This is a genomic window from Streptomyces sp. NBC_01261 (assembly GCF_036226385.1).
In the GTDB taxonomy this organism is placed as follows: Bacteria; Actinomycetota; Actinomycetes; order Streptomycetales; family Streptomycetaceae; genus Streptomyces.
Genome location: NZ_CP108463.1, coordinates 1 through 22051, shown reverse-complemented (window position 1 = coordinate 22051; position 22051 = coordinate 1). Strand labels below are relative to the sequence as shown.

The window sequence follows — 22051 nt, the reverse complement described above, 5'->3', positions numbered from 1 at the left end:
TGGGGGATTTTGCCGGTTGTCGCTGACGCTGACGTATGGTGCTCACCCGTTGCCGGCATGAGTGACGAGTGGGAATTCGTCAGGCCGTGTCGCCTCCTGCGGGTGAATTCGGCTCCGTCCCGGTGGCTTTGCGTGCTGCGTCGACGAACGCCTCGATGGCTTCGGCTGCCCCCTGGTGGTTGTTGTCGCTGTCGACGATTATCTGCACCGTGCCGTCGGTCTGTTGGGTGAGACTGAGGCGCAGGCGGCTGCGCCGTGCTTGTACCCAGGTGGCTACCGCGCTGACAAGGGCGGTGAGCGCCTCGGGGGCGACCTGGACCAGCAGTCCGGTGAGTTCGCCGCCCAGTGCACCTTCTGCTACGTCCGAGCTGACCTCTTTGAGTCCATCGACGGAAGGTTCCGCGTCCAGTTCGGCCCGGAGGTTCCGCAGGTCGTCCGAATCTTCGGTCATGTGCTCGATGAGGAATTCCATGTTGCCTCTTTCCAAGTGGTGGATTCGGTCATGTTCAGGGGGCGTCGGGGCAGGCGGTCTTTGCCTTGCTGGCGAGGTCCACGGGCCAATGGGCGGCGTCTTGGGCGGTGAACGGGGTGGCGCAGATCTGGCCGATGAGAGCGGACGGGCCCACCGTGGACAGCAGGACCGTGCCGTCCGCCGAGCCGACGAGGAGCCGGTCTTTCGCTCCGAACGCCACGGAGGTGATGGCGGCGGAGCGCGCCGGCAGGCTGGCCACCGCGGTGACGGTCGCGTGGTCGCCTACTTTCACGAGTGCGATGTCGCCCTGGTCGTCTCCGACAGCCAGCAGGGTGCCGTCGCCGTTGAACGCCAGAGCGGTCACCTCCCCACCGTTGGCGGCGGGAATCACGGCGCGATCGTCCTGCCCGACCTCGTCTCCTTCGGCGAGTCGCACGGCGGAGCCGTCTGCCTCTGCCTGTATGCGGCGATGGACCGCCGAGGCCTCGGCCGGACCGGAGAGGACGGGGGTGGGAGGATTGGGCACCTCTTCGGCCGCTGGCCCACCGAGATCCCAGGTGCGGCGTTGGCCGTCCCGGTAGGTGATGCTGAGCCTTGTCGTGCCGGGGGCGAAGTCCAGTCGTGACACGGCTCGTTCCTTGCCCGGAGCGGGAGCCTCGGGCAGGCGGTGGAGGCCGCCATGGCCGTCGAGGCGCCACACGGCCACCGTCCCGCCCGCCATGGCGACGGCGACAACCGTTCCCGAGGAGTCGACCGCGGTGGGACCGGCGGCAGTGGCAGGCCGGATCGCGGTCAGCAGGCCCGGTTGGAACAGGCCGGAGACATTCCACAGCCGCGGCGGGTTGCCCGGGACGGCCAGCAGCGAACCGTCCGGACCGAACTGCCCCACGTCCGCAGTGAGCTCGTCGTGGGGACGGTCAAGGACGGTGACCCGCACGGGTGGCAGGGCCGTACGCAGACGCCAGATCTCCGTAGTGGCCGAGAAGATCGCGAGCATTCTTCCGTCCGGGGAGAAGGAGCAGGAACCACCCTGTGCTGTGAAGCCGCCGACGGGACGGGCGCCACCGTCGGCCAGTCGCCACAGCCGGGGCGCTCCTCCCACCTGCGCGGCTGCGCTGCCGTCAGGGCTGAAGCAGGTGGCGCGCGCCGGTCTGCGCGCCAGCGGTAGCGCGACGGGAGCCTGGGGACGGGCGGCGTCGGAAAGGTGCCAGTTGCCGGCCCGGTCCGCCTCCGCGAGAGTGGTGCCCGATCCAGTGAACACGGCGTAGTCGTCCGGCAACATCCTCTTCCGTGTCGGCCGGGCATCGTGAGGGATCCGCCAGATTTCGGTGGCGAAGGGGGTTGTGGCCCCTGCGTCTTCTTCCTCACCGGCAGTGACGGCGAGGAACGTGTCGTCGGCGCTGAAGGTCAGGCTGGTGGTCACTGCCCCGGCTTCTCCGCTCGGCACGCCGGTGGAGAAAACCTGGGGCGGATGCCGGGGCCGGTCGGTGTCCCAGATCCTGACGGATCCATGGGCGTCGACCCCGGCCAAGATCGTTCCGCGGTGACCGAAAGTGATCTCGCTGACACCGATGCTCGCGGGCAGGACGGCCACACGGTGCCCGTCGGCCGTGGCGTCGAGGGCGATGCCCCTAGCCGTCACTGTGGCGGCTGTTCCCGCTCCTACGGTGAGCCGGGTGCCGCTCAGGTGGCTGGTCACTGCGTTCGAGAGCGGAGTGGGGCGTACTCGTGCCGCGTTCTCCAGCAATGCGGTCCAGGCGGTGGGGGTGCGGGCGGCACGGTAGGCAGCAACAGCGAGTCGGGCCGCCAGATCGGGCTGGCGCGCCGCGGTCACTTGCGCGGCCGCTGCCAGCTGGGAGGCTGTCCGCTCGTGGCGCGCCGAAGCGGAGGAGTGGTGCTCGCCGATGCCGAACCAGATTCCCGCAGTAGCTGCCATGCAGCCCAGGACGGCGATCGTGGCGGTGATCCGTTGCCGCTGTCTGCCCTGACGTCGTTGTTGTATCTCCTGGTCGCGCGAGGCCATTGTGACGTTGAGGTAGTCCCAATCCCGCTGGGTGAGCCCGCTTGTGCCTCCTCGGCGGGCCGCTGCGGCGAAGTCATCGGCGAGGAAGGGGCTCAGGAGGGTGGAGCGGTCAACGCGGCCGTCTCTTTCCCAGCGGAGGGCCTCGGTCTGGATACGCTCGCGGATCGTCAGCCAGGTACGGTCGTCGCGGATCCAGCGCCCCATGCGGGGCCAGGCGTGTACCAGGGCTCGGTGCACGAGGGTGATGCCGCCGACGGTCTCGACGATCAGACGGCGCTCGCGCAGTCGGTCGAGTACCTTCTCCGCTCTGAGGCGGCTGTGCGGATCGCCGCTGTCGGAGACTTCCAGCAGGAGGGTTTCCCGGGGGATGGTCTTCAGCTCGCTGGACACCTCCTGGTCGTTGTGGGCGACGAGATGGAGCAGCAGGACTTGGGCGATGTCACGGTCGGTGGCGTCGAGCTGCAGGAAGCACTGCTCGGCGGTTTCCTTGATGGCGCCCTGAAGTCTGCCGCTGTCCTGATAGGCCCGTAGCGTGAGGCGATCGCGCGGTGAGTGTTCCCAGGTGGCCCGCAATGCCTGGGCCAGGTACGGCAGGAGCCGTGCGGGAGGCAGGTTGGTGCGGGCGTCGCCGTACTGCGGAGCGGTCGCGGAGGCGAACTCGGCACACACGCCGGCCACGAAGTCCTCGTCGGGCACGATGCCTTCCAGCAGCGCGGGTTCGATGATTGCTCGGCGCACCTCGTCCTCGCTGAGCGGGGCCAGGATGTGCTGCGTCGTGGTGAGGGCACGACGCAGGCGGTCGTCGGACTCCTCGAGACGGCCCGAGGATTCCGACGGCACGACGAGCAGCACACGGACTCGGACGGTGTTCTCCGCCCGGTCGTCGTTGAGCAGATGCCAGGGGGCGGGGGCCTCGGCCGCGGCCAGGGCACAGACGGCCGAAACGAAGGCCGTCCGCTCGGGGGCTTCGATGTCGGGACCGTAGATCTTCTCGAACTGGTCGACGATTAGGACGAATTCGGCGGGTACGCCATCGGCCGTGGCGTGCGCGGTCTGTATCTCGCGGGCCACGGCCTGTGCGCCGTCCTCGCTCTCGCGCAGGCGTGACTCGAACACGAGGGGGTCCGCGCCGGGCACGAGCGAGGCAAGATGCCGTGCCAGGTCGTGGACAAGCCGTGGTGATCCGGGGCGCAGCAGGGTGGTGCGGCGGCGGCCTGCGGGGCCTTCGGGGGCTACGGTGGCGAGCCGCGGCCGCAGCGAGGCTTGGACGAACGAGGTCTTGCCCGCCCCGCTGGCTCCGGAGAGAACGACGGGAAGAGGGGGTGACTGCACCGAGGTGAGACTGACGGCGAGGACGTCAGTGTCGTACTCGCGGCCGCGAAACCACTGCCGTTCCTGTTCGGTGAAGGCCGCCAACCCCGGATAGGGGCATCGGCCGGTGGACAGCATGCGGGTGCTCTGGGGTCTGGCTCGGTCGAACGCCTCGGGGTGCGGATTGGGAGCCAGCACGAGACGCCCGGCAGACCCGGAGGCTTTGGGTATGGGTGCCCCTTCCGGCATGGTTTGGCACAGTAGCTCTGCCAGATCTGCGAGTCTGATGTCCGGCCCGAACTCGGGTGCGCCCTTCTCCAGGAGTTCGATGAGGCGGCCGGTGAACAGGGGGAAGTCGGCGCCGGGCGGGGCCATGGCTTGTCGGTCCCGGGTCGCGGCGGCGAGAAAGAAGTAGGACTTCAGGTTCGTCATGTCCGCTGCCCCCCGGTCGGCCATGCAGCAGTCGAGGATGGCCACCACGGCAGCCGGCTGAGGGCGGGATTCCTTGCCGTTGCGGACGATGTCCAGGATGCCGTGAAAGCTGACCTGAGAGTTGGACGAGTAGGCGCCTGGTGCGGTCGGCGGCGCCGAGTGACGCGTCATCAGCCGTAGGCCTTGGCCTTGGCGATCGAAGTCGGGGGCCCCATGGCCGATGAAGTACAGCAGCAGAAGGCCTCCGTCGGCGCGTGATGCAGCGGCATCGACGTAGTCGAGCACCTGCCGGGAGTCCTTGGGGTCATAGAGCTCGCTGACACTGTCCGCAGGCAGGCCGCAGCGTTCGACGAGGATGTCACGTAGGCGTTCCACGGCGCGGCGAGCGGACTTCACCGGAGGCCAGCCTCTGACTCCCGGGCCGTAGGTGCCGTCGGGATCGTATGTTCCGGAGCCGATGAGCAGCGCCTGCGCGCGCCCCGATCCGAGCACACCCTTCGAGCTGGTCATGAGGGTCCTCCTCGTGGCCCGGACGGCGTCTCACGCACGAGAGCGGGCCGCCGCCATCGGCGCAGGCGGTCTGCGCGAGAGCGCCTCGCTACGGTCCGGCAACGGTGGGCGATCTCGGCCTCCAGCTGCCATGCGCGGTGGGCGTCGGCATCTGCGAGCCGGGGCCAGGCAGGGTGCAGCACCGCTTGTTCCTCGTCGGGATCTCCGTAGCGTGCCTGGGTGGCCAGGGAGCCGAGGGCCTGGAGCTGCGGGGCCAGCACGTCCCGAGCCTGGGAGGGCAGGCCCGCGATGAGTTGGTCGGGGCTGCGGGGCGAGCGCCGGCCCAGCAGCCGGTGCCGTACCAGCCGGTCCGCGGCTGTCTCCCAGGCGCCCGTGATCCGTCCGGCCGCCGTGGGATGCAGGCGTGCCTTGCGGCGGCGCAGCCGTGGCGCGACCAGGCGCGCCCAGACGGCGGCGAGCAGGGCCAGGAGGGGAAGGACAAGAAAGACCTGGTAGGGAAAGCGCGGTGCCCCTATGCCACGCGTGGAGCCGGTCGCGGTAGGCGCTGGGGCGGCGGACTGCGCGGTGGGAGAGCGGCTCGGCTGGATGGCGGCTGTCGCAGTGGGCGTCGGCGTGGGACGGATGGAACGCTCGGCGGATGGTGCCAGCCCGGCTTCGGGACCCGTGGTGGCTCGTGGGAGGAAATGGAAAGCCGCCCAGCCGCCGTCTGGTGAGGGGATCTCGGCCCACACCTGTACGTCGCCGCCGCCGACGGCTCGCCATCCGTTGTTGAGCCGGTGGCCGGAGGAGAAACCGACGACCAGCCGACACGGCATGCCCAACTCCCGTGCGGCCAGGGCGAACGAGGTTGCGAACGCCGCAGCCGGGCCCTGCTTGGTCGTCAGGAATCGCTGGACGGAGCCGAGCGACTGACCACCGCCCTCCGCAGGCCGGTACGCGTAATGGGTGCGCAGATGACGGGCGAGCGCCGAAGCCTTCTGGAACGGGGTAGCCGAGGAGGGCAGGCCGGCCGTCGCCGCAGTGAGCCATGGGAAGAGGGCGTCCGGGAGACTCTCCGGCAAGACGTCCGCGTGATCTGGGACCTGTGCCCCGCGGCTCACGCCCACGGAAGGATGCCGCAGTGCACCTGCCCGGTAAGCGGTACCCCGAGTCAGAGCGTGCTGTACCAGGACTGTCCCGTCGCGACGACTGGCTCGAACGGGCAGCCCGGCCACGGAGACCGCATCCGCAGGGACAGGCAGATACGGCCCGGTCAGCGACTCCACGCGGACCCGCGTCATGGCGACGTCCCCCGCCGCAGGCCGGCCAGAGGACAGATAGGCCAAGGACGCGGCCGGCAGATAGCGGGCCGAGGGCCACCACCGGACACCGTCGTAGACGTCGAGACGGGACACGACCCATTCCGAGGGGACGTCACCGGTGGTGTGGAACAGCGTCCGGCCAGGCTGTGAAGCCCACAAAGAGGCCTGCGCCAAAGGATCGAGACCACTGGTTCGCGCGATGGCGGTGCTGCGGTCGAAATCGTACGGCAGCCGTCCACCGAGCCAGCCCGTGCCCGAGGCGACCGCCGCCGCCACACAGGCGAGGGCCAACAGGACGAAGACGCCGCGGTGCCGTGACCCGAGACGGACGGTTTCCCGCCCGCGCACCGTGAGATCGCACGCGGCCGCGACCGTGAACAGGCACGCAGGCAGGACACCCGCTGCGGTTTGGGGCGCGCACAACAGGACTGCCACGGCCATTGCGCCCGTCGCCGGCAGGAGTGCCGCCGGCCCGACAGCGGCCCGCAACCGCAGTTCCGCCGCCGTGGTGGATGCCGCCCACGTCAAAGCGAAGGGCGCGGTCAGTGCCTCCGGACTGCCGGAAGCGGGCAGCGTGACTCCCAGCCGGGACCACACATGCCCGGCGGCCGACGTTGCTGTGCGCAGCGCCTCCCACGGTCCCTGGGTCAGCACAGTCCGGTGGAACAGCAGAGCCGTGCCCACGACGAGCCCGATTGCGGCGAGGACAGGCACATCGGCCTCCGGCCCCCAGGCCGGCCTGACGCGTCGCAGCGCGGCCACCGCGGTGGCCGATACGGTGACTGCCACGAGGACGGGTGCCACCAGATCTCTGTAGTCGAAGGCGTTACCGAAGACGAATCCCGCCGCCGCAGTGGCAGTGGTGAGCCAGACCAACTGCACGAACGCGGCCTTCACCGGGGAGCTCCGGCCCACGCTGTCCACTGTGCCGCCACGGCGCGGGCGTCCCCGCCGTCCACGAGAACAACCCCGCGTCCCCGTGCCCAGCCGGTGACCTCCGTGCGTGTCCGCTGAGGCCCAAGACAGACCACGCGCAATCTCATGGGCGGTACCACCGCCGTCAGAGCGTCCAGCAGGTCCGTCGAGGGCGCACCGGTGACCAGAACTGCGGTAGTTCCCCGGCCCAGCGTCTCGCGGGCGGCGCGGTCGAGTGGGCTCACGTGCCCAGGCGCGCGGTGAGGCGGCGGATCCTCCAACGCGATCGGAGCGAACGCCTGACTGATGTCGTACGGTGCGGAGCGGTCACCTGCCGGAAGCGACCAGACACGCTCTCCCTGTGTGGCCACCAGGTGCACCCCGATGCCCCGTTCTCCGGCGCTGCGGACGAGCGAGGCGGCGAAGTCGACGGCACGCTCGAAATACTCCGCGTCCTCGAATGAGGACACGGCCGTGTCCTGAAGCACGACCAATTCCCTTACCGGGGAATCGCTATGGAGACAGACCAGGACTTCACCGGTACGGGCGCTGTTGGGCCAGTGGATCCGCCGGATGTCGTCTCCCGGCTCGTACCGGCGCACGGTGTCGAACTCGTCGCCGTCGCCCGAGGGCCCCCGCCCCGATGAGACGGCATGTGCAAAGCTGGCCAGAGCCGTCCTAGCCAGAGGCACCTCGGCCGGCCGGACCAGGAGGCGACCCGCAGAAGTCACCGCCACCCGACTCCGGCACAGCCCGAACGGGTCGGTGCGCACCAGTGGCGGCGGTACGACAGAGAACACGCCGTGTTGCATTGCGCGCAACGGCAGACTCCACCGGCCCCCGTCATGCCGCTCGGGCGGTCCCATCACCTCGATGCCGGGCCCCAGAGCGGCTCCCAACTCCCACTCCGCCTCCAGGAACGGACCCAGCGCCGTGGTCTCGACGAGAGCGGTGAGGTGGTCGCCGCGCCGAACCACAGTCACGTCCAGGCACAGGGACACGGCAGCCTGGGGCGCCGTCGCCACCAGCACAGCCGCAGCCAGCGACGCCAGGGCCGCCACACCGGCGACGACACCGAGTGCTGGCGCGGCCAGGAGCACGGCGGCGATCCCGCTGAGCACGGCGGTGGCGAGGACGCCGGCACCGGTTCGGGTGAGGCTCATCGGCTCGGCCTGACCGCCCCGACTGCGCGCTGCACGACCCGCTCCGCCGTCACCCCGCTGAACTCCGAAGCATGGTCGAGGACGAGACGGTGCGCCAGCACGGGGACGGCGAGTGCCTCGATGTCCGCCGGAATCACGTAATGCCGCGCGAGGCTTGCCGCACGAACCCGTGCCGCGCGAATCAGCGCGATGCCGGCTCTTGGGCTGGCTCCCAGGCGCACCGCGTCGTCGGCGCGGGTGCGGCCGAGCATGTGCACCACGAAGTCGTAGAGCTCGTCCTTCACCAGCACCTGCCGGGCTGTCTCGATCATTTCCTCAAGCCGGGCAGCGAGCAGGATGCGCTCCAGCGTGGGCGCCGAGCGCCCCGAACTCTCCTGCCTGAGAACATCCCGCTCGGCCTCGGCGTCCGGGTAGCCGATGCGCATACAGATCAGGAATCGGTCCAGCTGAGACTCGGGCAGTGGATACGTGCCGGCGAAGTCGACCGGGTTCTGCGTGGCCACGACCATGAACGGGCGCGGCACGTCCATGGCGATACCCGCCACTGTGACCTGCCGCTCCTCCATGACCTCGAGCAGAGCCGACTGGGCCTTCGGTGAGGCCCGGTTGACTTCGTCGCACAGCACTACGTTTGCGAAGACGGGCCCTCGGCGGAACGTGAACCCGGTTCTGCTCTCGTCGAGGATCTGGGTGCCGGTGATGTCCGAGGGAAGGATGTCCGGGGTGAACTGGATCCGGTGGAAGGTGCCCTCGACTGCGCGGGCCATCGCCTGGGCCAAAGAAGTCTTACCGAGTCCTGGATAGTCGTCGATTAGGAGATGGCCCTCGGCGAACAGGGCGGTGAGGGCGAGTTCGATCTCCTTGCGCTTGCCGAGGATCACCCGGCCGATGTGATCGGCCAGCATGCCGAAGTCCGCGGCGAAACGTCCGCAGTCGTCGGAACCTCGGCCGTACGGCAGTGTCATGCGTCCCCCTGAGTGCTGGTGCGCCCTCGTGGCGCGGTGATCCGCCGGGTCACCCGAGCTTCCACAGCTGTACGGTCATGGCGTCGGCCACGCCCAGAAGCCCGGTGCGCGGGTCGAAGGCGAGCTGGTGGATGGCGTTCGGCCGACGGGTGAGCGTGCGGATGAGGGTTGGTGCACGTCCAGCGGCGGTGTCCCACAGCTTCACAGTGCCGTTGCCCTCACCCGTGGCCAGCACCGCGCCGGACGGGCTGAACGCGGCAGCAATGACCTTGACGGAAGCGGGCAGCTCTCCGACAACTCCACCTCCCACCGTCCGTATCGCCGCTGACGGACCTTCGCCCGGAGCCAGCAGGTACCGGCCGTCCGGGTTGAACACCACAGGGGAGATCCCGCTGCCCACACGGACCGTCGAGGTGACGGCCGGAGCCTGGACGTCGGTGACGTCGACGAGGTGCAAGTAGCTCGCATCCGTCGTGGTGTGGTAGCTGAGGACGGCCATAGTCCGGTTGTCAGGGCTGAAGCCGATATCCAGGATCTTGACCAGATGCCCGGTGATGCCCTCCACCCAGGCGGCACGCTCGGGGGCGACCGGGTTGGATGTGTCCCACAGAGTGACGACGCCGCCCCCGGCACCGCCGGTCTCCGCCGCGAGGGCCTTCCCGTCGGGTCGGACGGCGGCGATAGAGCCGATGCCGCGGTCCTGGCTGCCCTCGATCGTGGTGGCGGACAGCAGCCGGGGAGGGCCAAAGTCCCCAGCCGCGTAGATGCTGAAATCCTGATAGTGGTTGTCGGAACGACGGCCTGCGACGAACAACAGGCTTCCACGTGCGGCGTAAACGGTTCCGCGGGTGTCGCCTGCGTCGCTGTCGGACACGGGGTACATGCGCCGGGGGTGTCGTGGGTCGGAGACATCCCACAACTGACCCGAGCTTGGGCCGTGTGCGGTCATCAGGCGGGCCGAAGCCGGATCCCACGCCAAGCTGGTGAGGCGGTAGTCATTCTGCGGGGCGATGGCCAGTGTTTTGAGCAGCGTGGGACCCGAGCCGCCGGGAGAGGGCGTCGGGGCCGGACCTGACGCACTGTTTCCGGCAGAGGGAGCGGGGCTTCCGGTGGGGGAGAGGGAGGGCGACGGACGCGCGCTGGCGGTGGGTGAGGAGATGGAGGGAGCAGGGCTTGGTGTGACCGTGGGGCTGGGGCTCCGCGACGAGTTGGTGTGCACGGCCGGTCCGCCGGAGTACGTGGGTGCCGTGGCGGGTGTGCGCGGATACTTCGTCAGCACACGGATCGTGCCCTGGCATTCCACCATGGCTTGTGGTCCGGCCTCGTCGTTGCCCCACACGAGTCCGTTCTGCACGAATACACTGATCCGCGCGTGCCCGCCAGGATGCGCCAGCTTGACGGTCCGCACAGTCCGGCCGGTGCGCGTGTCCACCACGAGCACGGTGCCGGAGCTATCGTCGGGAACGTAGACGCGCGCCCCGGCGGCGACAGGCCGTCCGAGTCGGGCGGAGCGGGCTACCGGAAGGTGGAACGTAGCCGTTTTGCCTGTCCCGGTGTCCACAACGGCGAGCACCTGGGCCTGGCGGAGGACGAGGGGCACTAGCGACGAGGCTGAGGGTACGCCGAGTCCAACATCGGAGGCGGTCTCGACGCGGTCTGCGAGTGACACAGTCCGCCGGGTTCCCGTCGTATCCAGGACGGTCAACCGCAGGGACTGGGCGTCGAGCGCGACCACGGCGGTGTGCGCCGCGGTTGTCAGTTGGAGGGGGCCTTCGACGCTCTTCAGATGTACACGCTGGATGATGCGGCCGCCGTCGATGTGTAAAAGGGTCGCGGACGAGGCCTGAGCGACCCACAGAGAACCCTTCTCTCCGGCGGTGGACGCCACCACGGGGCCGTCGAGATGCACCTTCGCTCCCCTATCGACAGTGTCATCAATGACAGGAGAGGAGACGACATCGACGCCAGTGGGCGCCGTCCGGGAACTCCCGTGCCGTTCAACGCCGTAGACCGTGGAACCCGACACGACGAGCAACTCGGCGCCCACGGGTCGGGAGTTTGCCCGGAAGCGTTCCTGGGCGTCGTCCACGCTCCACACTGTGCCCCCGGAACGCAGTACGACGTTACTGCCCTGCTGCACGACCGCGACGGGGCCCACGGTCGTGCGGTCAGGTAAAGGTAACTGTGCCTGAGGCCGGCCTGTCGCTCCGTCCACTTTGGTGAGCAGTCCCGCTGGGCGTGACAGCAACCACGCCTGTCCCGCCTCAAACTGAGGCCCCGAGTCGCCGGATACCTGGTGGAGGACCACGGGTCCCGCGACACACACCAGACCCAGGCATCCCGCGACGACGGCGTTGCGCCGTGACCGTCCCAGAAGCATCGTGTGTCTCGTCACGACCCCACCCCTCTTGCACCGTCAGACCGCGACGGAGACATGCCCCCGCGGCAGGACACAGACCGTCCACGCACCCATGGGCCGGGCCTGCGTCGGCAAGGTATAGCCGTGACCGGCTGACCACCGACAGATGACAGAAAAGTGTCGATATTGCTCATTCATGGCTGAGTGGCGACCGGTTAATCAGAGTGGCGCCCTCTTGGGCTCCCCTGATGGTCTGCGGGGCAGTGTCAGTCGAACGGAAAAGGTAAGAATCCGGCGATGGCAGTTGAGCGGGCGGAAGGACCGAACTCACGCCCGCGGTCCTACAGCGGATGGCCTACTCTCCCCCTCCAAGACCACAGGGGGGCATGATGCGGTTGAATCGCGGGAGGACTTCGGGCCCTGAACGGCCGTGACCGGTGCACGCGAGGGGCCGGCAGGGGATTCGAAAAGCCCTCGGGCCTTGCTTGCCCGGGTTCGCTCCAGTCGTACGTCTTCCGGAGGGCGCTGGGCGGCCCGTGAAGTCGACGTGGTCCGGCTCGACCACTACCATCTCGGCCCCGATGTCGGATGCGATCCGGGCCGCGATCTGCGACTCGTCGAGCCGGTCTTGTCCCGGGTAGCGGACGGTGACGCAGACCGGCGGCCGCAGCAGATAGGCGAGCACCGACGAATCGAGGCCGCCCGAGAGTAAGAGCGCGAAGTCGCAGGCCGGGGCTCGCAGCGGGACCTGCTCGGCCAGGACGACGGAGAACTTCGCCAGGGCCTCGCTGTAGGTGCCGGTGAAGGGCTGCTGGTCCTGAAGGTTCCAGTAGGTGTGCTGGTCCAGGGAGCCGCTCGCGATGTCGAAGGCCAGCAGAGTGGCCGGGGCCAGCAGTTGGATGCCCTGGAACGGGGTGTCGACGCCGACCGGTGTCTCGATCGCGATCATTTCGGGCCGCAGGACGAGCGGGGCGGTGCCGTAGCCGGTGAGGGTGGTGATCTCGGAGGCGAACGCGAGGCGGCCGCCGTCCAGGCGCCAGTAGGGGGGCTTCTCCCCGAGCCGGTCCCGGGCGAGGAACAGCTTGCCGACGCGTGGGTCATAGACGGCGAGGGCGAACATGCCGTCCAGCCCGTCCAGGCAGGACGGCCCGATCTTCGCCCAGGCCCGCACCACGAAGTGCGCGTCGCTCTCCCCGGCGGCCAGCGGGATGCCCCAAGCGGCGGCCTGCTGCCGGTAGTTGTAGATCTCGCCGTTGAAGGCCAGCAGCACCCCCGACTCGCGCTCCAAGTAAGGGCCGGGCATCGCCTGCGGGTCGACGATCAGCAGCGTGTTCATGGCCAGCACCGCCCGCCCGTCCGAGCTGGCGGTGTGCAGGGTGCCGTCCGGTCCGCGGTGGGCCTGCGAGGCGCCCATCGCGTCGACTGTGCTCTCGTGCCAGACGGCGTCGGCTCCGGCCAGGCCTGCGATTCCGCACATATCTGGTTCACCCCCGAGTCAGTGGTGGCGCCTTAACGGCGACCGCCGCCGGAAGGAGATCCGTGCCGGTTCCGGTGGCGGCCTGGGCTCTCATCACAGCCGCCCGGCAGATGTGCGGGGAGGGCTCGCAGGGGGGCTCACAACTTGCAGATGCGGTTCACACGGGCCCGGAAGGCAATACCCTCGGTGACCCAACACGCAGAACGCGTACGGCTCTTCGCCCCGGGCGAGTACAGACTTACGTGCTCAGCTGTCTGTTCGAGTCGGCCGTGATCCCGGAGACCGGCAAGGGAGAGGTCGTGGCATCGACCACCCGCCGGACCCGTCCGCCGAATGCGGACCTGGCCCGGCTCATCGAAGCCAGCGGCGCGAGCCACAAATCCCTGGCTCTGCGCGTCAACCAGCTTGCCCATGCCGCCGGGATAGAGACGGACTACTCACATACCTCGGTGGCGAACTGGTGCAGGCGTGGGATGACGCCGAAATGGCCGGTCCCGAAGCTGTTGTCGCAGGCCATCGGCGAGAGGCTCGGCCGGCCGGTCAACCTGGGTGAGATCGGTATGGGCGAGGCGGAGACAATCGACGCGTCGGTGGGGTTGGATTTCCCGCGAGACCCCGCCGACGCCGTCCGCGTCGCCACCATGTTCTGGAGCTCCGTGAACCGCCGCGACTTCCTGGCCGGATCCGGCTTCGCCGCCTCCGCCTTCAGCACCCCCGTCACCCGATGGCTCGTCACCCCTGCGGACGAGACCGCCGACCACAGCAGCGGCCAGCAGGTCGGCCGGGCCGACCTCGACGAACTGCGCGAGGCCGCCGACGGCGCGAGGCGGTGGGACTCCAAATACGGCGGCGGGAACTGGAAGGCCAACTCCGTCACCGACTGCCTCGACCACAAGGCCGGACCGCTGCTGCAAGGATCGTTCTCCGACGAGATCGGCCGTGAACTCTTCTCCGTGACAGCCGAGTTGTCCCGGCTCGCCGGCTGGACGGCCTTCGACGTCGGCCAGCACGATGCCGCCCAGCGGCACTTCATTCAGGCCCTCCGTCTCGCCCGCGCGGGCGGTGATGTACAGCTGGGCTGCTATGTGCTGACCACCATGGCCATGCAGACCCTGATGCGGGGCTTCGCGTCGGAGGCCGTGGACATGGCCCAGGGCGCCTTCAACCGGGCCAAGGGCCAAGCCGTTCCCAGGGTGCTGGCGTTCACCAAGCTGATCGAGGCCCGCGCCCACGCCCGCAAAAACGACCCCCGGGCCGCCTCCCTGGCCCTGGAAGCCTCCGAGGACCTCCTGGGCCAGGCGAAGGACGACAGCGGCGACGAGCCCGCATGGATCGACTTCTATGCGCACTCCCGCTTGTCGGCGGACGCCGCCGAGGTCTTCCGGGACCTGAAGAACCCCAAGGCCGCCCTCGGCTGGAACAAGCAGGCCGCCGCGATGCCGACCGGGGCCTCCACCCGCTCCGTCGGTATGCGGCTCGCCATCGTCGCAACCGCCCACCTCCAGGCCCGCGACCTCGACCACGGCCTCGAACTCGGCAACCGGTCCGTCGACATCCTCGCCCGCGTCCAGTCCACCCGTGCCAAGGACTACGTCCGCGAGTTCAATACCGCCCTCGCCCCCTGGCGGCGCGAGCCGGCCGTCCGCGAGTTCATCCACCGCACCCACACCGAACTCGGCATCGCCGCCTGAACGCGGCCAGCCGGTGTGACGCACTCGATCGATCTGCCGCCAGCCGCCTGCGCGGTGCTGCGAGCCCCGCGGCAGGCCATTGAGTCGGCGGCTGCGGGCAGGCCCCGCCCGTAGGCGCGCTGCTGGCCTACGTGATGATTCGGCTCGGTTGGGAGGACCCGTCGGTCCGACCATTTGCCGAGTACTTCAGACTCTCCCGGCTCCTCTTGCGCGCCTCGGGTGGCGCCGCCAATCTCTTTCCCACCGGCCTCGCACCGGATACGGAATAAGGAAGCGCTGAACAAATCAACGGACTTTCTCGAAGAGCAGCCCTGGTCGTGGGACGAGAAGTCACTCAGTCTTGAATAAGGGGCGTCACCAGGCGGTGCTGTTCGGGGGCACAGATTGCTGGCTTGCGCGCTCCGGTCAGTGGGGAAAGGTCACTGCGCGCTCCAGCCAGCCGACCGCCTGCAGGTCCTGGGCGAGCCAGCGGTATGCGAGGTTCGTGGCCTGGCGGTCATGGTAGGGAAGCAGCGTCTCTTGATGGACGATGCCGGGGAGGCGGAAGGCTGAGGAACGGTCCTCGCGCAGCCTCGCCCAGAGAGAGTCGGTGAAATCATGAGGCTCATCGGTGAGATGGAGGTCGACGACAGGCTGGTCGTGTGGGGTAGGTGCCGCATCGGGGCGCAGGGCGTACATGACTGTGGCGGGCTGGGGCTGCGACGCGTCGGGGGGCATGGTCACGATGCCTTCGGCGCGGACGGGGAAGATGCTGTACAGGCCGAGCGCGGCCCCGAACCGGGGGAAGTTGAGCTCGACCAGGTCGCGGTAGCCGATGAGCGCGTCGCGCAGCACGTCGGCGTTGATGGACCGGGTGAGCTCGGGGGAGTAGGCCTGCCAGAAAAAGCGGTGTGAGCCGTGCGCCCGGTCGCCCGGCGGGCGGGGGTCGGCGAGTGCGTCCCCCTGCACGTGCTCCACGTGTGCACTGAGCCAGCGGACATCATCAGAGTTGATCTTGTAACTGGAGCCGCCCCATTGCCACGATGCCCAGACGGTGTTGGCGACCTCATCCATCAGGATGTCCAGCTCGGGCTGCAAGTCGCTGAGAGAGATGTGCCGGCCGACCCGGGAGGGGCGGCCCTTGGCCATGATCTGCCGCGCGAGGAACCATGTGCGTTCGGTGGCCAGAGGCGAGGTAGGCGCAACGGGCAGGGTGCGTTGCTGCATCCGGCTGGCCAGGGCGGGGCGCAGCCGGGAACGTGCCTTGTCCCAGCAGGCCAGGCGTCCGTGCGGGGCGGGGAAGCTCCGCAGGTCGTGAAACTTCGTCAGGGGCGCGGGCATGTCCGCGAGACCGGCCCACACAACGAGGTCTTCGTCCAGGACGCCGGGGCGTGCCTGCGCGACGGTCAGCCAGTCATGGTCGAGTTGGACGGCCCACGGAACGAGCCTGCCCCGCTCGTGCGGGGCGAGAAGAGGGCCGATGCTCTCAAGGCCGGCAAGCCAGCCCAAGGTGGCGTGCCGCAGCCGGCGCGCCACCTTCGGCACGCGGCCCTGGCCGCCGTCGGACGCTTCGTGTGCCGACACGGCCGGGGAGAGGCTTCTGCCTCTGGGGGCCGCCGCGATCTCGTCCAGGACCCAGGAGGCCGCTGCCGGGTTGGTTCGTGCCAGGGTGTCCAGGTGTGTCTCGGCGTCCCCGTCCTCCGCCGTCGCCACGGCGAAGGCGATGGCGTATCGCCAGTGGGGGAAGGACGTGGGTGCGGCGGCGGACCTGAGCGGTGTCTGTCCTTCCCGCAGTGCCTGGGCGGCGAAGTGCTGCTCGAACAGGGGGAGCGCGAAGCGCAGCAGACCGTCGTCGTGGACGACGAGGCCGGTTTCCTCCAGCTCCCAGACCAGATGCTGCTGGGCAAACGAACTGGCCTGGACGGGGCCTTGCTGATCCAGGATCCGCGCGGCGAGGCGGGGCAGCGCTTCCCATACGTCCCGTGAGGCCTGCGGGTGCTCGCGCTGGAGGATGTGGGTGGCGAGCTCGGAGAGCAACTCGCGCGCGGTGACGTGCGGGTCGCCGCCGACGCGCAGGCGGCTGGCGAGGGCGTGAACCTGCAGGGGACTGGTCAGCAGCTGCCGCGTCTCGTGCCGTTCCAGAATCCTGGGAGGTTCCTCGCCGAGCACGGTGCGCAAAAGGTCCAGACCCCGTCGCACCGGCCAGGGCGGCACGGGCAGACGTTCGCCGTCCTCCACGCTTCCCGCCCCCGGCCGGGTGGTCGCCAGCACACTCACGTGAGGCCAGACCAGCACCAACTGCCGCGCATCACACAGAAGTTGGTCGGCCTGCCGAGGACTGACCGCGTCGAGGTTGTCGAGAACCACCCGGCACGTGCGCACCGGGTCGCCTCCCAGGGTTTCCTGGACAGCCTGGGCCAGCGTGGAGGTGATCTCCCGGGCCTCCAGCCACAGCGGAATGTCGATCTCCGAATCGGCCCACGCCTGGGTCAGCCCCTGACTCCACCAGCGTTCGGTTTCCTCACTCTTGCCCGCCCCCATGGGCGCGGCCAGGACCCGGAGGGCGCCCTCGGGCACTGTCACCACCGGACCGGCGTGCTCTGCCTTCCAGGCCAGGACGGCACTCACACGGTCGACAGGGGTGCTGCGCAGGCGTACGAGGCTGCGCGCCCGGCAGCTGCGTGAGGCCAAGTCGAGCGCGTCCTGGCGAGAGCGAAGGCGCGGCGTGAACGGCAGCACGGCGCTCAGGTGCTCCACGAGGTCGTCCAGGCTGAAGGAGACGGCAGCGACCTGGGCCGCCTCGTCGTCGCTCAGCAGCAGGCCCACCGCGCGGGAGCGCGTCTCGATCTGCGTCTTCTTCCAGGCGCGCAGGAGATCTGCCGGATAGTCCTCGGGTGTGGCGTCGATCTCGGAAGCGTGCCGCTCGCACAGCAGGATGAGGTTGCCGAAGCTGCGGTTGTCCTGCTTGCTCATCTCCGGATCCCACCGCGGCCCTCCTTCACTGCGGGCGTGGATGTGCGCGATCCGGCTGTTGAGCAGGCGCTGGCCGGTCGTTGGGTTCTCCCGGTACAGCGGCTCCCCGCAGTCCGGGATCCCGCAGGCCAGCGCGGTGGCGTACAGCTCCTTCACGGTGCTTTCGGTCGGTGGGGCATGCCGAACGGGCACACGGCTGGCAGATGGGATGTCGGCACCCATGAGCACAGTGTGGCGGGCCGCCGCCACCAGCGCAGACAGACCCTCCGCTCAGCCCGGTCTTACCGCAGGTTGGTCCGGTCAGGATCCGGTCCGTGGTCTTCTCTGCCAGCTTCGTAAGCGGCCACGTCGGGCTCATGATCGAGCCAGTGCTGGCACACGGTCCAGTGGATGCGCGGGCTGCCCGCGTCGCGGAGGAAGGCATCGGCGACAAGGTCCCGGGTGCACGTCTTCGTGCCGTGTGCGCTGCACACGGTGTCATCGCGCTGCGGCCGCGCGGTGCTCCACCGCACGATCTGCACAATGTGCGACTTCATCCCGACACCGTAGCCCGGACGGGTGCACACAGCGTCAGGCGGGCTCAACTCCCCTGCGCCGGGGCGGTCATGGGCCGGTAGGGGAGTCTTTGTAGGCCGCCTCGATCGCACCGGCATTGATCAGCGCGATCCGCAGCTGTTCATGCTCGGCCGTGCCCTCCGCGCTGCTGCGGGCGAACAGCCGGGCGGCGTGTCCTTGGATCTCCTGCCGCTCGAACGGGTCCACGGGGGCGTTGAGCAGTGCCGCGGCGATGCGCAGGGCGTCAGCTGAGTCGGGGTGGCGCGCTGCACGTTCGGCGACCGCGTAGGGCGCCTCCACCTCCGGCTGCCGGGCCACGGTACGGGCGGTCAGCTCCAGCCAGGTGACGTCGTCGAGGGGGTCGGCGTAGGCGAACCGCCCTGTGCCGGTGAGAGCAGCGGGTACCAGCTGAGCTTCGAGCGCGCCGCGCCACAGTGCTGCGGCGTGCTCGGGCCACGGGCTTGCTTCCTCGCAGCCAATCACGGCTCCGGCGAGGCGGGACAGCATCTCGGACACCGCTGGGGGCCCGCCGTCCTGCGCTGCGAGCTCTGCCAGCAGTGCCGGGGGCGGGCCCAGGGCCTCGGAGCCGTCGAGAAACACCAGAATGATCTTGTCGAGGACTGGGATGCCCTCCGGGCCGGCGGCTGCCTGCAACAGCGCCACACGGTTCAGCCGTGCCAGAACGCCCGCGTATGGGTGTCCGTGCCGTAGCCAGGCGGCGGCGGCACGCCAGGGGGCGTCGAGCGCGTAGAGCCGGTCGGCGTGTTCCTCGGCCCATGCCGCATCGACGTGTGCCAGCTGGCCAAGACAGAAGCCTATGACCGCCAGGGCCTGGTCGTCAGGCTCCTCCTCCAGCAGCCCGGTCAGCACAGTGCGGACCGGGTCGACCAGAGCCTGGCCAGTGCGCTGAGCCTGCTTAAGGCCCCAGGCGATCAGTGACAGCAGCGCCGCCCCGCCCGGCTGGTCGATGGCCGTCAGCAGCGGCTGCGGGGTATCGGTACGAGGCTGCGCCCAGCCGGTGACCAGGCTCTCCAGCCACTCGACGGCACCATCTGCCTCGCCTGATGCTGCATCCAGCAGCAGACCGCTCTCCCACGCCCGGTGCAGCAGATTGCAGATCACCCGCTGCAACTGCCCTGTGCCCGGCCCATCGTGCCCGGCACCCGGGCGGGCAGCGAAGGCAGCTAGGACGATCGGAGCAAGCTCGCCGTCCGCGAGCTTTCCCTCACGGGCGGCCCGGTGCAGGGAGGTGAAGTAAGCGGCCAGCGCAGTCGGGTCACCGGCCACGGCCCTTGCCACGCCGTCCGGGTCGCGGGCCCACGGCTGCGGATCCTCGGCCACCAGAGCGCTCAGCAGACCGGCACGAGCGCCACTGGCGTCCACGTCGGTGCGCTCCACGGGCGCGGCGACCAGCCGGCCGGCCGCGGCCGCCGGCCCCTCTTCCACGGCACAGGCAGCGAACGCCTCAGCTGACAGACCGCCATGGCTCTCAATCCAGGAGGTGACCCGCATGACCGGTTCCGGGCGCGTGGGCACAGGCTGCCCCGTCAGCGCGGCGAGCGTCTCCAACAGCGGCTGCCAGGCCTCGAGCACGTCCTGGGTCAGGACCGGGGACAGCTCCCAGACGGTGTGCCAGGCAGGCGGCAGCGGTTCGGACGCCGTCTCATAGGCGTCCTTCCAGGCGGCGATCTCCTGCGCGGACGGCGCCTGTCCGAGACTGCGGGCCAGCACATCGTGCAACCCGGCCCGGTGCTCGTCGGGGCAGGCCTCCTCGATCAGCGCGAGGAAGTCCGCGACATCCGCCCGCGGGGATCCGGAAGCCGCAAGCCGACCCGCCAGCGGGAGGGCCTGCTCCCACCAGGTGCCGGACGACGCCGGGTCTGCCCGGTCATCGCCGTAACTCTCCAAAAGAACGACCGCGCGCAGCCGGTCGGCCGCAGCACCGGCTGACAGCTTGTTGTCCAGCACCCGCAACCGTTCGGATAGCGGGACGCCCAACCGGGTATCGTCCCCGGCCAGATCGAGCACGGCACGCATCAGCGTGAACAGCACGCTGCGCGGCGGATCGGCCAGAGCAATCTCCCGCAGGTCGTTGACCAAACTGAGCTCCCACTCCTGAGCCTGCGCCAGATGCACGGCGAGCACAGAGGCAAGAGCGGACCGGGTAATCACCCCCAACCGATCCCCAGCAGCGCGCAGTCGGCCCTCCGGGTGAGCGGTCTCGACCAGGCTGCGCGCCAGCTGCGCCGCCTCCCACGACTCATGGACGCCGAAAGGCGGCTTACGCAGCACGGCTTCGACGACCCGCACCCACGGCCCAGTACGGTCCGACACCGCAACACCCCTGGCCCAGTAACCGACGCGCAGCAGCACATGACGGTCCTGCTGCGCGTCGGCGATCTGCAGCATCACCTCACACGCCGTCATACCGCCCTCGGCCACCAGGCCCACCGCCATGCCGACCGCTCCCGGGCCAGGCGCCTCGATCACGGCAAGATGCTGCTCCACCCACGCGCACACCTGCGCTGCATCGGCCTCCAACTGCCCCCGCAGGTAAGGAAGAGCTGGCCACCGAGATGCCTCCGGGAGCAGCCGGTCCAGCGGCAACAGACCAAGCCAGCGCGGGCTCACTGCCGCGCGGAAGAAGTAGTCGCCGGCGCGAGGATCCGACATCGACGCGATCTCAGCGGCATCCTGCGGCGACGGCTGCTCGCTCAGCGCCAGCTGGCGCAGCCGTTCGGCACGCTCCGGCAGCCCCAGAAACAGCTGCTCGAAGGCCGCCACCACGCCCTCGAACCGCTCGCGGGACTCCTCGGGCGTGGCGCCCGAACCGTGCAGGACACCAGAGGTGTCTCGATAGAACCGGGTCCAGGACTTGCGGACGGCCTCCACCTCGGCCAGCCCCATCTCCTGCCGCGTCAACTCCTGCACCAAGTACCCGATCTGACGGATACGCCGACCGCCCGGATTGCCTTCCTCCGCACGCAGCACATCGACCGCGGCTGCGAGTTCGTTCAGCAGCCCCTCGGGAACCTGGCCGCCCGCACGCCAGGCATCGACGGCAGACTTGGCAACATCGGTGACGGCCTTCGTCACCGCCTCAATACCTGTGATGTCCCTCGGGGCCAGATTGAGGATGCTGTCGATCGCCCCTCGGCAGCACGACTGAGCCACCTCGTACGGCGCGCTCCACCGGCCAGGATCGGACAAGACCGCCGAAGCATCCCGCAGGAGGTTCAACGCCCGCTCACCGTGAGGCCCTTGAGCAGCCAAGGCCATCGACAGTTCAGCGGACACGGTGAAACCGGCGCGGTCGGCATCGCCGCCCGCAGAGTCCTTCGTGGCAGTCACCCGGCCACCGTAACGGCCCCATGGCCGTGACAACGGCCAGCCTCCAGAGGCGAACGCCAAGACTCGCACGGGCCGACAAAACGGCGGCATACCACGGCACTTGCCGACGCACGCTCAGCGAGTCAGCACGGTGCGGTCCCGCCGGCAGGCGGGACACAAGCCTCTTGCTGCAAGCGGGCCGCCAGGCCCGCTCAACTCCCTCAGAAACCAACCAAGTTGGCCCGCCAGGGCCAACCCGATCCCCGACAGGCAACTGCAAAGGCAGGACAGACAACCTAACGAGGCACAAGCCGAAGTGACATGAAAGCCAAGCAGAGCTCCCCGCCAAGGGGAGCGGAGCCAACTCAAATAACTGTGCAACCCCCAGCTATGACATCGGTTCCGCCGGCAGGCGGGACACAAGCCTCTTGCTGCAAGCGGGCCGCCAGGCCCGCTCAACTCCCTCAGAAACCAACCAAGTTGGCCCGCCAGGGCCAACCCGATACCTGACACACAGTCGTGCCGTCAGGCACGACGACGGCACCTAACGGGCCGTCAGGCCCGTAGTTGGCCGCCAGGCCAACTAAAGAGCCGC

11 protein-coding genes are annotated in these 22051 nt (G+C 69.4%); 1 reads left to right on the top strand and 10 read right to left on the bottom strand.

Going from position 1 to position 22051, the window contains the following annotated elements:
- Nucleotides 1-79: 79 nt before the first annotated feature.
- From OG226_RS00055 to OG226_RS00025, 7 genes are all read right to left on the bottom strand, one after another.
- A complete protein-coding gene (locus OG226_RS00055) occupies nucleotides 80-472 on the bottom strand; it encodes an effector-associated constant component EACC1 (protein WP_329347164.1) in 393 nt (130 codons plus the stop codon).
- Between the two features lie 34 nt (nucleotides 473-506).
- A complete protein-coding gene (locus OG226_RS00050) occupies nucleotides 507-4748 on the bottom strand; it encodes an nSTAND1 domain-containing NTPase (protein ID WP_329347163.1) in 4242 nt (1413 codons plus the stop codon).
- Entirely contained in the window at nucleotides 4745-6964 is a 2220-nt protein-coding gene (locus tag OG226_RS00045; RefSeq protein WP_329347162.1) for a DUF3488 and transglutaminase-like domain-containing protein, read from the bottom strand. Before OG226_RS00045 ends, OG226_RS00050 begins: the two co-directional genes overlap by 4 nt.
- A complete protein-coding gene (locus OG226_RS00040; protein ID WP_329347161.1) occupies nucleotides 6943-8127 on the bottom strand; it encodes a DUF58 domain-containing protein in 1185 nt (394 codons plus the stop codon). Before OG226_RS00040 ends, OG226_RS00045 begins: the two co-directional genes overlap by 22 nt.
- Nucleotides 8124-9092 (bottom strand): AAA family ATPase, encoded by a 969-nt coding sequence (locus OG226_RS00035; RefSeq protein WP_329347160.1) that lies wholly within the window; start codon nucleotides 9090-9092, stop codon nucleotides 8124-8126. Before OG226_RS00035 ends, OG226_RS00040 begins: the two co-directional genes overlap by 4 nt.
- A gap of 49 nt (nucleotides 9093-9141) precedes the next feature.
- Nucleotides 9142-9906: a WD40 repeat domain-containing protein gene (locus OG226_RS00030; RefSeq protein WP_329347159.1), complete on the bottom strand. Its 765-nt coding sequence runs from the start codon at nucleotides 9904-9906 to the stop codon at nucleotides 9142-9144.
- Between the two features lie 1900 nt (nucleotides 9907-11806).
- Entirely contained in the window at nucleotides 11807-12928 is a 1122-nt protein-coding gene (locus OG226_RS00025; RefSeq protein WP_329347158.1) for an asparagine synthetase B family protein, read from the bottom strand.
- Between the two features lie 299 nt (nucleotides 12929-13227).
- Here OG226_RS00025 and OG226_RS00020 point away from each other — a divergent pair, with 299 nt between their 5' ends.
- The gene (locus tag OG226_RS00020) at nucleotides 13228-14619 is read left to right on the top strand and encodes a sporulation protein (protein ID WP_329347157.1); all 1392 of its coding nucleotides are present in this window, start codon (nucleotides 13228-13230) and stop codon (nucleotides 14617-14619) included.
- A 405-nt stretch (nucleotides 14620-15024) separates the two neighbouring features.
- Here the strand turns inward: OG226_RS00020 and OG226_RS00015 are convergent, their stop codons facing one another.
- From OG226_RS00015 to OG226_RS00005, 3 genes are all read right to left on the bottom strand, one after another.
- Nucleotides 15025-17727: a hypothetical protein gene (locus tag OG226_RS00015; protein ID WP_329347156.1), complete on the bottom strand. Its 2703-nt coding sequence runs from the start codon at nucleotides 17725-17727 to the stop codon at nucleotides 15025-15027.
- Between the two features lie 125 nt (nucleotides 17728-17852).
- A complete protein-coding gene (locus tag OG226_RS00010; RefSeq protein WP_329347155.1) occupies nucleotides 17853-18107 on the bottom strand; it encodes a hypothetical protein in 255 nt (84 codons plus the stop codon).
- A 67-nt stretch (nucleotides 18108-18174) separates the two neighbouring features.
- Complete coding sequence (locus tag OG226_RS00005; protein ID WP_329347154.1) at nucleotides 18175-21477, bottom strand: hypothetical protein; 3303 nt, start codon at nucleotides 21475-21477, stop codon at nucleotides 18175-18177.
- Between the last annotated feature and the right edge of the window lie 574 nt (nucleotides 21478-22051).

Excerpts from the sequence above, each read along its gene's own strand:
- OG226_RS00055 (WP_329347164.1), bottom strand. The coding sequence starts at position 472 with ATGGAATTCCTCATCGAGCACATGACCGAAGATTCGGACGACCTGCGG.
- OG226_RS00050 (WP_329347163.1), bottom strand. The coding sequence starts at position 4,748 with ATGACCAGCTCGAAGGGTGTGCTCGGATCGGGGCGCGCGCAGGCGCTG.
- OG226_RS00040 (WP_329347161.1), bottom strand. The coding sequence starts at position 8,127 with ATGAGCCTCACCCGAACCGGTGCCGGCGTCCTCGCCACCGCCGTGCTC.
- OG226_RS00035 (WP_329347160.1), bottom strand. The coding sequence starts at position 9,092 with ATGACACTGCCGTACGGCCGAGGTTCCGACGACTGCGGACGTTTCGCC.
- OG226_RS00010 (WP_329347155.1), bottom strand. The coding sequence starts at position 18,107 with ATGAAGTCGCACATTGTGCAGATCGTGCGGTGGAGCACCGCGCGGCCG.
- OG226_RS00025 (WP_329347158.1), bottom strand. The coding sequence starts at position 12,928 with ATGTGCGGAATCGCAGGCCTGGCCGGAGCCGACGCCGTCTGGCACGAG.